Below are 14,115 nucleotides of genomic sequence, written 5' to 3'. Positions count from 1 at the left end.
TTAGCAACCCGGTGGATCTGTGGCCTGAACGAGGGGTTCGAACCGGACGGCATCGGCCCGGTGGTGACCAGTGTTGAGGGATGAGAGCTGGACGGCCGCATTGGCTGGGTCGAGGTCGTATGAGCCGAGGACCCGCCACTGTCCGGCGCCAGCCGTCTGGTCGACGGTGAGCATCTCGGTTCCGCCCACGGTGTGAATGACGTAGGTAGCTGCTGTCGTTGAGCTGGTGGTGGCCGGGTACCACACGCTGACCTGGTATCGCCCTGCGGCCGGCAACTCGGGCTTCCAGGTAGCCACCGCCTCGGTTTGTCCCGAAGTGAACCTCGTCCCGCTGCCGAGATATCCGCGCAAGCTTGACGCGCTCCACACACCCTGCTCGCTGTATCCGGCTTGGCCGTCGTCGACCACGATCTCTGCGGACCCGTCGGGCGCGCCGATCGGTACCACCAGTTGCGCTGTTGCGCCGGCTGCAGACAATCGGATTTCGTACAGTCCACCAGTCTTCGCGTCCTCGGGCGCTCGTACGGTGAACGACAGCGTGCGACTGGTTCCCGCAGCCAAGTTGACCGTCACCTCGGCTGGCTCGACCTCCCAGCCGGGTGGGACACCGACAGTGGCGCAGCCGACCGCAGGCGCGGCCGCGGATGCGGTCAGTTGCGCCGACACGGTAGTGGACTGTCCCGGCGCCACGATTCCAGGCGCGGTGACATTGGACAGAGTCGGCGTGACATCGATCGGCCTGAACCGGACTCCGCTCACTCGGTGGAACGCGGCGTCGTCAACCGTGAGACGGACGAAGCCGTCGGAGCCGGCATCGAACCGGAAGGTTCCCAGCGAGCGCCATGTCTGTGGACTGTCCTGCTGGTTGACGACGGCGGCCGTGTCTCCATCGGCGTGATGCACCAGGTAGTCGGCGCTTGTAGTCGTGTCGGCGTTGGACGGATACCAGGCGGCAACCTCGTACCAGCCTGCCGTCCGAATATCTGGCCTCCACGTCACAGTTCCACCGAGCTGACCCTCACCGCTGTATCTCGTGGGACCGCCGTCCCAACCCTTCAGCGAGCTGGTCAGCCACTGCCCGGTTTCGGTGTAGTTGGGCCGGAAGTCCTGGTTGTCCACGATGATGTCGGTGCCCTTGATTCTGACCGACGTGGTCGCCTCTGGCTCGTCGTTGATCCTTGCAGCGATGCGGTAAGCCTGATCCCGCTGCGCTGTTTCGGGAGACCTCAGGGTGAAGGTGTAGGCCTTCTCTGTCCTTCCCGCAACCTTGTACGTGCTGTTGTCCGGCGTGATGGTCCAACCTGGCGGCGGAGTGACGCGCAGCGTTCCGGTGCGTTCGACAGATCCTGTGTTGAGTACCGTGGCGGTCACGGTTGTGGTGTCGCCGGGTTCTGACAGTTCGGTCGGTGCAGCAGAAACAGAGCTCAGCTTGAGTGGGTTGAGAACACCAAGTCGACCAGCGCTCAGCACCGCTTCGTGCGATGTTCCTTCAGTGGTCCATCTGACTCTTCCACCGATATTCACTGTGCTGACTGGAGCATCGTTCGGAGGGGTGACAGCAAAGGTCCAGACAGCTGATCGGCCGGCCGGGATCTGTGTCGGCTGGCTGCCGACCTCGGTGACAGACCATCCCATCGGCACCTCCAACTGGACCTCTGGGGCGCCGATCGTGGCAGACGTGGCATTGAGCACCTCGCTCTGGACCTGCACCGTGTCACCCGGCGTGGTATCTGGTGAACTCGGGCGGATCAGGCCACAAACGGCCGATTCGTCCAGACATTGCCCGGTCACTGACGGCGGCAGCTGCAACGTGGCGGTGTCCGTCTGCTTGTCAGCCGCACTGATCCGATACGTGAACGACTTGTCGATGTCGTCTGTACGAATGGTCCATTCGTTCGGGTAGATCCGATCCTCCTCGTCGTGCCACGTTGCTCCGCCATCTGTCGACCAGTGCAGCGTCGCCGGCGCCTCGGTGTCCGCCTGCACGTAAGCGTCGTAGCCCGTGCGGTCCGGTCGGACGAGTGCCATGGCGCGGGCCGTGCCAATCGGGCTGTTGTCATCGAACCGGTAACTGCTTGGGCCGGAGTCAGCGACGGTCGTCACCGGGGCAGCCGACTTGGGCGTCTCAACGCCGCGGACGATCACGGCCGTGATCCCCTTCGCGGAGACGGCAACCGGCAAAGCTGCACCGCGCATCGTGGCGGTCTGTCGCTGACCGTTGTCCGCGATGGTCTCCACCTGGTACGCCCGGTGCGGCCGGATCCCCGAGATGGTGGGATCAAATCGGACGACGGCCTGCGCAGCCCGGTCGTTCTCGTTGGTCAGGCTTAGGTACAGGCTGTCGTTGCCGTATCCAGTGACCCAGTTCAACTGCGGGTCGGAGACGTGAACGATGCCCCTGGGAAGGAACGGGCGCACGCCGCCCTCTCCGTAGAACGTACCGGGTTGATGGCCGTAGACGTGGTATTTGAAATAGACATAGTCTGTTTCAAAAGCCGCTGGGAAGTCGATCCTTCCACCAGAGCGGTGCCACTGTTCGGTGAACAGGTAATCCATGGCGAGGCCAAGCTGGGCAGGAATGTGGTGGTAGTAGATCGAACTCACCCCGGGCGGGCCCTGGAGAGGGAAGTCCGGCTTCATATTGATCGCCGAGAACTCCCGGTTGTAGTAACCTGGATAGTTGGTGAATCTCCCCACAGTCAGGTTGTGCGCGACGTCGGCCATCATCTGATCGTTCGTGTGACCGGCCAGTCGCAGCAGGAACGGCGCCCAAATTGGATTCAAGACCAGCCCACCGCCTGGATTCTCGCGACCTGCAGCGACTTTGTAGGTGGTCAGCTGCTCGAAGGTCATACCATTCGTGGAGACCATCCAGGCCGGCACTTCCTCCGTCGGGACGTCCTTTCGTGGGTAGCTCCACGTGGCGCCGTCCCCGAGCCAGTTGTCAGTCTGGTTGTCGATCCATGGCCCATCGGGCACCGTGACCGTGCCGCCGGGCACCGGGCGCACCATGCTCTGGGTGACGTAGCGTTTCGCCTCGGTATAGGCAGCGTCCAGCCAGCGCCGCTCGCGCGTCTCCTCGTACAGTTCGAGCAGTTCGATCCAGCCCTTGGAGTAGTTGAACTGGAAGTGGTTCTCCGGGACGTTCGTCGTGTATGCAGGGTCGATTTCGTTCTGGATATACCGATTCGCTTCGGCTCGCGCTTCGGCAAGGTAGGCCTTGTTTCCGGTGAGCCTGTACGCCGCCAATGGCGTGCTGATCGGAGTGCGGTTGTCCCGGTTGGGGCGTTCCGCGATGGACCGCATGGCCAACTCCTGGATGCCGGCATTCGCACCGCCGGTCTGCTGGCTCAACGGCACCAGGGTGGATGCATCGCCGGGGACTGCTCCGAGCTTCCAACGGGTGCGATCTCCGTAGATCGGATTGTCTTTGATCGGCGTCCAGCCGTGCCCGTTGCGTGAGAGCTGGTACTCCACCATCGGTCGGGCCCGTTTGTCGTAGAGCTCCTGGTCGCCGGTGAGCTGAGATGCCGACAAGAGGACGCCGCTGACGGCGGTTCGCACCGCTCGGTCGTTCTCGGTGTCAACGAATCCCTTGGCTCTGTTCCACCAACCGCTCGCTGATGGCTGGAAGGTCTCGGAGTCGTCTTTGGGCGGCTCCTGCATGACGAGGTCAATCAGGTTGTGCGTGGTTTCGGTCAGTGAGGTGTCGTAGACGTTGCGCCGGTAGTCGGTGTAGTCGTACTCGTTTCGCGCGAGGTCCACGTACGCGTCGTACACCGACCCAGTTCTGGCGTATACGCCGAAACTGAATTGCCGCTCCTCGCCGGCCGCCAAGGCAGACAGACGGCCGACCTGGGGCGCGTATACGACCGGCTGAACACCGGCCTGCTCATTGCGCAGGCTCATACCGAACGGTTGGCCGTCCGGCCCGAGCTCGCGCTCGTGGGCAAAAGTCATCGCCTCAGCCGGGGTGTAGACGCCAAGCGTGACGGGCTGGCCACCGATTTTTCGCTCGGTGAGACATGCGGGCGTCATCAACTCCATGGCGCCGAGAGACTCGGAGCCATAGATGACACGGGCGTGCTGACGGGTGCCGCAGAGCACCTCATCAACGCCGGCGGGCGTGGTGATGTCCGTCGACTGATAACCGACCACGAAGTGGTCAGCCCGCTGCGCGGTCAGCGTCCAGGCAGCCTCGGGATTGACGTCCTCCACGGACCATCGCACGCGCAGTCCGTAGCTTCCAGGAGCGGACGACCTCATCTCCACCGTGCGCGCATTGATTCTGTGCAGAGTGTCGAACCCGACCCAGTTCGGCGTCATCGAACTGTAGTAGTCGAACGGCGAACCCCCGGCACCGGTGAAGACAATCCATTGTTCGTCGAACCATCGGTCCGGCTGAGTAACCTGCAGCCACTCGTTGCCACGACGTACCGCGATGTCTCGCAGGTAGGTCTGGCCGCCGGACCAGGTGGCCCGGTAGAAGCGCATTCGATGAGTCGCGCCCTCGATCGTGGCGACCGGCTCGTCGCTCACCGTCAGATTCGGCTTCGAGATCTCGCGTAAGGGCGCCGAGAACACGGCCGCGGTGCCCGCGGCGGCTTGATGGGCGGGCACGAGACCAACCAGCAGGCACAACGACAGCAGCCACGCAAGAAGTGGTCTCACGCGGTGGCGGCTCGGGACGTGGCGGAAGTTCTGCATGTCGTCCTCTTCCAGGGTTGTACTGAGCGCACCACCTACGCGGCACCACCAGGCGCTTCCGTGAGATAGTGATCTACTATATGGATCCTTACGCTATGATGCAGTTTTGATACTCGTCAACAGGTCGGCGTGACCGCTTCAGGTCAATGAGTCGACCAGGCCCAACCCTCATCTGACAGACCCCTGGTCATCGAGCGATGCCGGCCCATGGCCGCGACGGGGGTCCTGTCACGCCGGTGTCGACTGCAAAAAGGTGCCCACTGCCAGGTGGCGGCTCGTCGAGTCCGATCGAGGCGGTGGTGATGATCAGGGTGCCGCCCTGGAAGCACACCGCCGTCGGTCGAGGCACCGGCAGTCCGACGACCGCGAGCAGCTCACCAGTGGGCGCGTAGCGACGAACCTCGGCGCCATCCCAGACCGCGACCCACACACAGCCATCGTCATCAACGACGAGCCCGTCAGGGTTGCCGCCGGAGACCTCGGTGACGACCTGCCTGTCCCCCAACGTCGCGCCGTGCACCTCGATTCGCTCGAGGCGACGGTGTGGCAGCGTGTCGACCAGGTACAAGGCCTCGCCATCTGCGGCGAAGTCGATGCCATTCGACACGGTGAGGCCGTCCAGCGCCGTGGTCACGACGCCGTCAGGCCCAAGCCGGAACAAGGCTGCTCGAGGCTGACGAGGGATGGCTTGTGACCCCGCCCAGAAGCTTCCATCAGGATGGCAAACGCCGTCGTTCATCTGGTCGGCGCCGGTGACCAGACCGGTCACGAGCGGGGTCACCGTCCCGTCCCGCGCCAGATGTGCAAATCCATCGCTTACTGCGAGCGCCCAGCCGGCCGACGGCTCCGCCATTGGTACGGCGACGCCGACCCTGGCGCCGATCTCATACTGGGTAACGTCGGTCAGTGCACCGGCACGGATCTGTCCCCGGAAGACCCGCCCGGCGACGGTGTCCACCCAGACCAGCTCACTGGTGCGTGCGTCGTACCGCGGAGACTCTCCCTGGCGACATGAGAAGCTCGAGAGTTGATCTGCGATGAGCCTAGTTCTTGACGGCACCGGCGATCCCCTCGACGAAGGTGCGCTGCAGGAACAGGAAGACCACGACGATCGGCAGCACACCGATGCAGGCCGCCGCGGCCAGCCCGGTCCAGTCGGTCGTGTCCTGCCCGTAGAAGCCGTACATACCGACCCCCAGGGTGCGCAGATCCGGGTTCCCAAGTGTGAACACCAAGGGAACGAAGAACGCGTTCCAGGCACCGATGAAGTTCAACAGGGCGACCGTGCCGATCACCGGTTTGGCCAGCGGGAGCATCACGCTCCAGTAGGTCCGCAAGTAGCCCGCGCCATCCATCCGCGCCGCCTCCTCCAACTCTTTGGGGATACCGCTGAAGAACCCCATGAAGAGCAGCACCGGTACGACGAGTGCGGGGCCGGCCTGGGCCAACGCGGCCCCGAGTAGGCCGTTGCTCAGTCCGAGGCCGTTGACCAGCACGAAGGTCGGGATGATCGTGTAGCCGTGCGGGATGAACATTGTCGCGATCAGCACCCCGACCAGCAGTTTCTTGCCAGGCAACCTCGGCCTCGCCAGTGCGTAGCCGGCAGTCGACGCCACCAGCAATACCAGCATGACGACCGCGACCGAGAAGGTGATGGTGTTCGCCGTGTAGGTACCGAACTTCGCCGTCGTCCAGGCCCGGCGGAAGTTCTCGAACGTTGCCTCGTCGGGCAGCAGCGACAGCCCACCGATCAGCATTTCCCGTGGCGTCTTGAACGCCGCCGCGACCATCCAGACGAACGGGTAGATCCAGGCCAGGCAAAGCGGGACCAACAACAGGTGCCAGACATTGCGACGGGCAAAGAGCTGCCACCGGCCGGTCATGAGGCGCTCCTAGTCATCCGTCGCTTCATGAAAGGAGCCTGCAGCAACGTGATCGCCAGCGTCAGCAGCCCGAACACCACCCCGGCGGCCGAGGCGAACCCATACCGCGGCGCCCGCAGCGACGGGTCGAACGCATACCGGTAGATGTACGTCGGTACTACGTCGGTCGCGTAGTCTGGCCCGCCCTCGGTGACGGCTTGGACCAGGTCGAACGTGTTCAGACTCCGCTGGAACACCAGCAGCAGGATGACGATCGCGATTGGGGTGACCACCGGCAGGGTGACGAACCGCAGGGCCCGCCAGAAGCCCGCGCCGTCGATCGCCGCCGCTTCCTGCAGATCCTTCGGCACGGTCTGCAATGCGGCGAGCCAGTAGATCAGGGTGATTCCGAAGCCCTTCCACACGTCGATCGACAGCAGCGTCGGCAACGCGGTCGACGTACCACCGAGGAAGTTCACCGGCCGGTCCACGAGGCCGGTGTCGAGCAGGACCCGGTTCACCAGCCCGCCGGCCGGGTCGAGCAGGATGGCGATCACGATCCCGATGACCGCAGTGGTCGCGACCACGGGCAGGAACAGGACCAGCCGGTAGAGGTTTCGGAACCGCAGCCAGCTGTTGTTCAGCAGGATCGCCAGCACCAGCGCCAGCGGCATCTCGATGAAGATCGCCGCCAGCGAGAAGGCGAACGAGTGCCAGAAGGCCCGCCAGAACGCGTCCGCGCCGAGCACCTCGCGGAAGTTCGCGAGACCGACCCAGTCGGTCGGATTGCCGACACCGTCCCAGTTGAAGAACGAGTACCACCAGCTGGCCACCATCGGCCAGAGCGTGAAACCGCCGAACAGCAGCACCGTCGGTACCAAGAACAGGTAACTCCACAGGTTCCGCCGGAGTGCACCGGGGCCTCGCCGCGGCCCCGGTGCACTCTGGGCAGACACGTCGAGCGCGCGCTCGACCGTGTCAGTTTTCATTGGTCAGCCTCCCGGCGTGAAGTCCTGCAGCGGGTCCCAGTTGGCGAACGTCAGATCCGCCGCCGAACCTTCTTGTCCCTTCGCCGTGAACCTGGCCGAGACCTGGTCCAGGTAGCTCTGCAGTTCCTTGTCCAGCTGGGCTGCCGCCGGGGCGAACGGCTGGTTCTTGACAATCGACCTGAGTGAAGCGTCGGTGTACTTGAGGTCCTTCTTTTCCGCCAGAGCATCCAGCATCGCTTTGCCGCCCTTGCTGGCCAGCGCCGGGTTCGGCGCTCTGCGCATGGTCTCCTGCGCCGCCTTCAGGATGGCTGCCTGATCCGGGTTCTTCTCCGCCTCGGCCTTCCAGGCGCTCTCCAACGCAGTCAGGGTGCCGAACTTCTCGTAGTACGCCTTGTGGAAGGCCGCTGAGGACAAGAAGTCCATTACCTTCCAGCTTTCGGCCTTGTGCGGCGTCTTCGACGACATCGACCACAACGGGCTGAAGGACATGCTCAGCGGGAGGTAGGCACCGCGGCCGGTAGTCGGCACCGGCAGTCCAGCGACGCCCATCTTGATCTCTGGCGCCAGCTTGCGCACTTCTGCGACGTGCCAGGGCGCGGTCGGGTACATCGCCAGCCGGCCGGCGGCGAACTCTTTGAACGCCCTGCTGCCGTCCCAGCTCTCCCAACCCGGCATCATTGCCTTCGCGGACTGCATCCGGCGGTGCAGCTCTACTGCTTCCACCATGCCGCCGCTGGCGGTGGCGGGCTTGCCCGTGCGGTAGTCGATGCCCGTCGCGGGCACGGAGTACGGAACTGCTGTGGACGCGAGCATCTCCACCGCCGGCGCCTTTGCCGAGGCTGGAGCGTAGGCGAAGTACTTGCCATTCCCGTCGGCGGAGATCTTGGCGGCCATCTGCTCGAGCTCGGTCCAGGTCTTCGGCGGCTGAGCGAAGCCGGACTTCTTCAGCAGATCCTCGTTGTAGAGGAACACCCGCAGGGTCGACCACGGTCCCCAAACGAGTGGCAGACTCATCAGCTTGCCGTCACGGTGCAGCCCGGAGGTGGCCGGGTCCATGCTGCCCTCGGGGAACCGCTTGAGGAAGTCCGGCGTGACGAACTCGTCGAGCGGCGCGACCCAACCGCGGGCCGCCATCCGATCCATCCCGTCGTCTTGGGCCCGGAAGACGTCAGGGGCGTTGTTCTGCTGGAACATCAGTTCGATCGCGTTCAGCTGCTGGTCCGACGGGTTCTCCAGCACCTTCACGGTGATGCCGGGATTGGCGTTCTCGAACTCGTCGAACTGCTGCCGGTAGAACTGGCTTGCGCCCGGCGGGTCCGGAACAAGCCCGACGGTGACAGTCACCTTGTCGGCGTCATCGCCGGACTCGGAACTGCCGCCGACGAGGTTGCAGCCCGAGAGGGCCAGTGCCACCGCGCACGTGAACGCGGTGAGAGCAGGGCGGACCTTCATGATCAGCTCCGTAGGTCGTGGCGCGCGGGCGCCGGGATCTGGTGGTCTGCTGGGCTGTGGTAACCCAGCTGCGAGTTGATGGCGTCGGCGGTCTCGGCCACGAGCCGGGACAGCTCCAGTTCTCGTCCGGGGAGATCGACAACGCTGGAGGGACCGGAGAGCGACAGTGCTCCTATCACTCGTCCTGTCCGGTCGCGCAGCGGCGCCGCGAGGCATGTCTGGCCGAGAGCGAATTCCTCGGTCTCGGTCGCGTAGCCGCGCCATTCGACCAGTTCGACGACGGCGTCGAGGCTGGCATGGTCTGTAATCGTCTGCGCGGTGAACCTTGTGAGCGATCCGAGCACCTGTCTTCGTTGAGTGGCGGTGAGGCTGAGTAGCAGGCACTTGCCAAGCGCGGTCGCGTGCAAGGGATTGCGTCGTCCGGCCAGCGCGACGGATCGTGGCGCGGCAGCGCCCTCGAAGTTGCACAGGTAGAACACGTCGATGCCGTGACGAACCGCAACGTTGGTACCGAGCCCGGTGGCGACTGCCAGGAGTTGCGCGGGTTGCCGGGCAGCGTGGTGCACCGGGTGACCGTTCATGACAACACCAGCCAGGCTGATCAAGTCGACGCCGAGCCGGTACCGCCCGTCGTGGTCCCGCTCGACCAGACCTGTCTGCTCGAGCGTGCTCAACAACCTCGAAGCGGTCGACTGCCGTAACCCGGTGAGCCTGGCCACTTCGGCGACTCGAAGCCTGCTCGAATCTGCGAAGGCGCGCAAGACAGCTACCGCGCGTTCGACGCTCCGGTTCGTTCCTGTCTCGGCGCTCAACAGCATCTCCTAGCCTCAACCATGGACTTTGGCATCCATCATATGGCAATCTTGCGCACATGGTGGATCTAGTCAAGCATCTCGGGGATTTCGAATGCTAATTGCCGAGGTTGAGGTATTCGTTCTGAAACTGCGCGGGGACACGTACTTGGGTCAGAAGCAAGAAGAGACCGAGAGAAGCGGTTACTTCCTCAGGGAGCCATGGCGCAGTCTTTACTCCGGCGGATACGAGACCGTGCTCGTGCGGCTCGTCGCGGAGGACGGCACATCTGGGTGGGGCGAGGCGCTGGCACCAGTCGGCCCGGAGATCGTCGCCGCGGCTATCCGAACGCTGTTGGCTCCGGTGGTGCTTGGGTCGGTCGCTACTCGTCCGCGGCCGACGTTCCTCCGGCTGCGTGACCTGATGCGGGAGCGTGGTCATCTGGTCGGCCACCAGGCTGACGCTCTTGCGGCAGTTGACATCGCCCTCTGGGACCTCGCAGGACGCGTCTCCGCGAGGCCAGTTTCGGCACTGATGGGTGGTGCACTACGAGACGAGGTCCCGGTCTATGTGTCCGGCCTGCCCGAGTCGACGCGTCAGGGCCGCCGCGACCTGGCCAAGCGATGGTTGGATGACGGCGCGACCACAGTGAAGCTCCACCTCGGACATGGCATCGCAGCCGACCTTGAGACTGTGGACGACGTGATCGATGCAGCACCGGGTCTCACGGTGGCCGTCGACGCGCACTGGCGGTACCAGTTGCCTGAAGCACTGCGGCTGTCGGACGCGCTCGCCGAACGGGGAGTGGCCTTTCTGGAAGCACCGCTGAATCCCGAAGACGTAGACGGGCACCGACGATTGGCGCTGGCGGCGCGCCTCCCGATCGCAGTTGGTGAGTCATTGCGCAACAGGTTCGAGGCTGACCATTGGCTGACGTCAGGCGCGCTCCATCTGCTCCAGCCGGACGTCGGCCGCACCGGCCTCACCGAGGGAATGGCGATGACACAACTCGCGGCGGCCCGACATGTCGCGATTGCGCCACATCACTCGAGCGGCTTAGGTATCGCGCTCGCAGCCGGCATCCAGTTGTCCGCCGTCGTCGAAGACCTGCTCGCGTTCGAATACCAGCCGACGTCTGTGAAGGTCGGTGCCTCGATACTCACCGACCCGCTGGTCTTCCAGCCTGCGGCAGTCGCAGTTCCGTCCGGCCCAGGACTAGGCGTCGAGATCGATTACGACGCCGTCAGCGCGCTCGCAGAGGAGTACTGAATGTCACCCACCGCCCAAGGGTTGATCCCAATTCTTGCGACGCCGTTCTCGCCCGACGGCAGCCTTGATCTGCCTAGCCTGCGCAGACTGACCGAGTTCCAGCTCGCCAGCGGGGTGGACGGGGTCGCCGTCCTCGGGATGGCGAGCGAGGCCTTCGCGTTGACCTCAGCGGAGCGCCGCGTTGTCACCGAGGAGGTGTCAACGGTTGTCGGCAGCGCCGTACCGCTGATCGTCGGAGTGGCAGCGACGTCGGCTGTGACTGCTGCAGAACAGGCCTCTGACTCAATTGAGTCCGGCGCCGATGCGGTCATGGTCCTGCCGCCGTTCATGGTCCAGGCCGACCCGGCACAACTGATCGAGTTCTACGTTGCGGTCGCGGCGACGGGCAGCGAAGTGATGGTGCAGGACGCGCCCGGTGTCACGGGGGTCGCGATCTCACCACAGCAGATCGCAGACCTCAGCCGGATCCCTGGCGTCAGCTCCGTCAAGGTAGAAGCACCACCGACCGCGGCCAAGGTGGCTGCAGTGGTCGACCAGATCGCCGAGCCTGACTTCGTCGTCCTCGGCGGCCTCAACGCGCAGTTTCTCCTAGACGAACTGGCCGCGGGCGCGGTCGGCACCATGCCTGCCTGTGAGATACCGGACCTACTCGAACCCGTCATCTCCGCTTGGCGAGAGCGTCGGTACGACGACGCCAGGACGCAGTTCGACCTCCTACTCCCACTGCTGGCGTACGGGTTGCAGCCAGGCATCGCCTGGGCTGTACACAAGGAGGTACTGGTCCGGCGTGGCTTGATCGAGCACCCGACCGTGCGGCTGCCGGCCCGCGCTCTCGACGCACGTGGACGGGTGGGGCTGAGTGCGATACTTGACCGACTCGGCCTTACGCGGCTCACACCACAGACTGGACTTCGCTGATGCCGAAAATCACCGCTGTAGAGGCATTCCCGCTGGTCCTGGCCGCGTCGGACCAAGCATCAGCACGCAGCTACACCACCAAGCCGCCGTGGCCCAGCATCTACGGCTCCCACCGGGAGGCGCTGGTTGTGAGGGTCTCGGCTGACGACGGGACTGTCGGTTGGGGCGAGGCACTTGCCCCGGTCGCACCCGAGGTGCCTGCCAAGATTGTCGAACTGCTGCTGCAACCGGCCATGCTCGGCGCTGACCCGACCAGGGTCCGCCCGCTCGTCGGATCGCTGCGCGCACTGATGCGGGAGCGCGGTCACCTCGGCGGTCACCAAGGCGACGCCATCGCTGCCGTCGACATCGCGCTCTGGGATCTGGCGGCTCGGATCGCGGGTGTGGGAGTGACACAGATGTTGGGTGGCGCCTACCGAGACACTGTGCCCACTTATGTGTCCGGGCTGCCTGGGAAGTCTGACGCGGAGAGGGTCGCACAAGCACGGGATTGGGTGGAGCAGGATGTGCGCCGGATCAAGATCGGCATCGGGCACGGAGTGCGTGCCGACCTCGCCACCGTGGAAGCGTTACGAGACGTCCACCCCGACCTGCAGGTCGGGGTGGACGTTCACGGCGTCTACGACGTCGCCGACGCGGTCAAGCTCGGGCGCGGACTGGATCGGATCGGTGCCTGGTTCCTGGAGGCGCCGGTCGGATTCGAGAACATCGAGGGCCATGCCGAGGTCGCCCGCCGGATCGACACGCCGATCGCGATCGGCGAGAGCCTCCGGCACCGGCTGGAGTTCGGGCCCTGGCTGCAGGCCGGCGCCGCCGGGATCCTGCAGCCCGACGTGGGTCGGACAGGGATCACCGAGCTGGTCGATTTGGCTGCCATGGCCGACCTTTGGTTCACGCCGCTCGCCCCGCACCACTCGGCCGGGCTCGGGATCGCGATGGCTGCAAGCATTCAAGTCAGCGCGGCGGTACAGAATCTGCTCGCCTACGAGTTCCACCCGACGTTGTTCGAACCAGTCAACCATATTCTCGACACCCCGATTGAACCCGGGCCCACCGGATTTGCAGTACGGAACGGCCCTGGACTCGGGATCACGGTCGACGAGGACGCCGTTCGCGCGGCGTGCGTGGCATGAGTCGCAGCGCGCTGGTGATCGGCGCAACAAGTCCGATCGGCACGGCGATCGTGCGAGCATTGGTTGCGGACGGTTGCAGAGTCGTAGGTGTATCACTGCACGATCAGCATGTCGACGGACTCGAGCTCCACCTCGCCATTGACTGCGCGGACCCGACTGGTGCGGCTGAAGCGGTCGGACGGGCGCTGGCGCACCTTGGCGTACTTGACATTCTGGTCACCGCTGCCGGTTACATGCCCATTGCCCCCGCCCACCGAACCTCGGATGAACAATGGCGCGATGCGTTGGCGAACACTCTCGACACCTTCTTCTTCCCCGTCCGTGCCGCACTGCCTTACCTCCACAGCGGCGCGAGCGTGGTAGCGGTGTCCTCGGTCAATGCGTTCCTCGCCGCTCCATGGACGGCGGCATACTCCGCGGCCAAGGGAGGCATCGACGCGCTTGTCAGGCAGCTCGCGGTCGACTACGGCCGCCGAGGCATCCGGGTGAATTCGGTATCACCAGGAATTGTCGGTGGCGAAGGGCTGCCTGATGCCGCCGCCGGCTACCCGCTGGGCCGCACGATCAGGCCGGAGGAGGTCGCCGCCGCGGTGGCGTTTCTCGCCGGGGCGACATCATCCGCGATCACGGGAGTTGTACTCCCTGTCGATGGAGGATTGTCGGTGCTCTCGCCATCAGCCGTCGGTCGAGCGGATCTACGCGCGCGGCTTTCAGCTGACGACTGAGGCGAAACGTCCCTGAGGTGGATTTGACCTAGTGCCGCGTCCAGAAACGTTGAGGTCGTAGCCCGCGTTGGCTGCAGTTCGACAGGACGTATGCGCCCACTGCCGACGACGCACGCCTGAGCAGACCAGCAATCCGGCTCGATCGCCGGACACCTCCTGTCGAACTGCACACATCACCCCGGATCCCCCAACCGCGGACAGCAAATCAGGACTGGGGACAGCCGACCAGATGCCCCAGTCCCCATCAGGTGTCGGAGGATCGGCGCAG

At 64.8% G+C, this 14,115-nt stretch carries 10 protein-coding genes; 4 read left to right on the top strand and 6 right to left on the bottom strand.

The features are described from left to right. The 6 genes from E1218_RS12200 to E1218_RS12175 form a co-directional block, all read right to left on the bottom strand. Nucleotides 1-4,707, bottom strand: a complete 4,707-nt coding sequence (locus E1218_RS12200; protein ID WP_132319399.1) for a golvesin C-terminal-like domain-containing protein — start codon at nt 4,705-4,707, stop codon at nt 1-3. Between the two features lie 187 nt (nt 4,708-4,894). Next, the gene (locus E1218_RS12195) at nt 4,895-5,767 is read right to left on the bottom strand and encodes an SMP-30/gluconolactonase/LRE family protein (protein WP_165949239.1); all 873 of its coding nucleotides are present in this window, start codon (nt 5,765-5,767) and stop codon (nt 4,895-4,897) included. Then, on the bottom strand, nt 5,751-6,590 hold the full coding sequence (locus E1218_RS12190) for a carbohydrate ABC transporter permease (protein WP_132319395.1): 840 nt from the start codon (nt 6,588-6,590) through the stop codon (nt 5,751-5,753). The genes E1218_RS12195 and E1218_RS12190 overlap by 17 nt, the downstream gene beginning before the upstream one ends. Beyond that, nucleotides 6,587-7,558 carry a carbohydrate ABC transporter permease gene (locus tag E1218_RS12185; protein ID WP_132319393.1) on the bottom strand — a complete coding sequence of 324 codons (972 nt, stop codon included), beginning with the start codon at nt 7,556-7,558 and terminating at the stop codon, nt 6,587-6,589. Before E1218_RS12185 ends, E1218_RS12190 begins: the two co-directional genes overlap by 4 nt. A gap of 3 nt (nt 7,559-7,561) precedes the next feature. Further along, a complete protein-coding gene (locus E1218_RS12180; RefSeq protein ID WP_132319391.1) occupies nt 7,562-9,010 on the bottom strand; it encodes an ABC transporter substrate-binding protein in 1,449 nt (482 codons plus the stop codon). 2 nt (nt 9,011-9,012) lie between these two features. Next, entirely contained in the window at nt 9,013-9,822 is an 810-nt protein-coding gene (locus E1218_RS12175; RefSeq protein WP_233712184.1) for an IclR family transcriptional regulator, read from the bottom strand. 94 nt (nt 9,823-9,916) lie between these two features. Here E1218_RS12175 and E1218_RS12170 point away from each other — a divergent pair, with 94 nt between their 5' ends. From E1218_RS12170 to E1218_RS12155, 4 genes are read left to right on the top strand one after another with little or no spacing between them, the layout of a single operon-like run. Continuing rightward, complete coding sequence (locus E1218_RS12170) at nt 9,917-11,071, top strand: mandelate racemase/muconate lactonizing enzyme family protein (protein WP_132319387.1); 1,155 nt, start codon at nt 9,917-9,919, stop codon at nt 11,069-11,071. Next, nucleotides 11,072-11,989 (top strand): dihydrodipicolinate synthase family protein, encoded by a 918-nt coding sequence (locus E1218_RS12165; protein ID WP_132319385.1) that lies wholly within the window; start codon nt 11,072-11,074, stop codon nt 11,987-11,989. Further along, the gene (locus E1218_RS12160; protein ID WP_132319383.1) at nt 11,989-13,122 is read left to right on the top strand and encodes a mandelate racemase/muconate lactonizing enzyme family protein; all 1,134 of its coding nucleotides are present in this window, start codon (nt 11,989-11,991) and stop codon (nt 13,120-13,122) included. Before E1218_RS12165 ends, E1218_RS12160 begins: the two co-directional genes overlap by 1 nt. Beyond that, nucleotides 13,119-13,847, top strand: coding sequence for an SDR family NAD(P)-dependent oxidoreductase (locus tag E1218_RS12155; protein ID WP_132319381.1), 729 nt, complete (start codon nt 13,119-13,121; stop codon nt 13,845-13,847). The genes E1218_RS12160 and E1218_RS12155 overlap by 4 nt, the downstream gene beginning before the upstream one ends. The last annotated feature ends 268 nt before the right edge of the window (nt 13,848-14,115 follow it).

It is taken from the genome of Kribbella turkmenica (assembly GCF_004348725.1).
Taxonomy (GTDB): domain Bacteria; phylum Actinomycetota; class Actinomycetes; order Propionibacteriales; family Kribbellaceae; genus Kribbella; species Kribbella turkmenica.
Note: the sequence above shows the minus strand (reverse complement) of the source record. Positions and strands in the feature narration are given on the sequence as shown.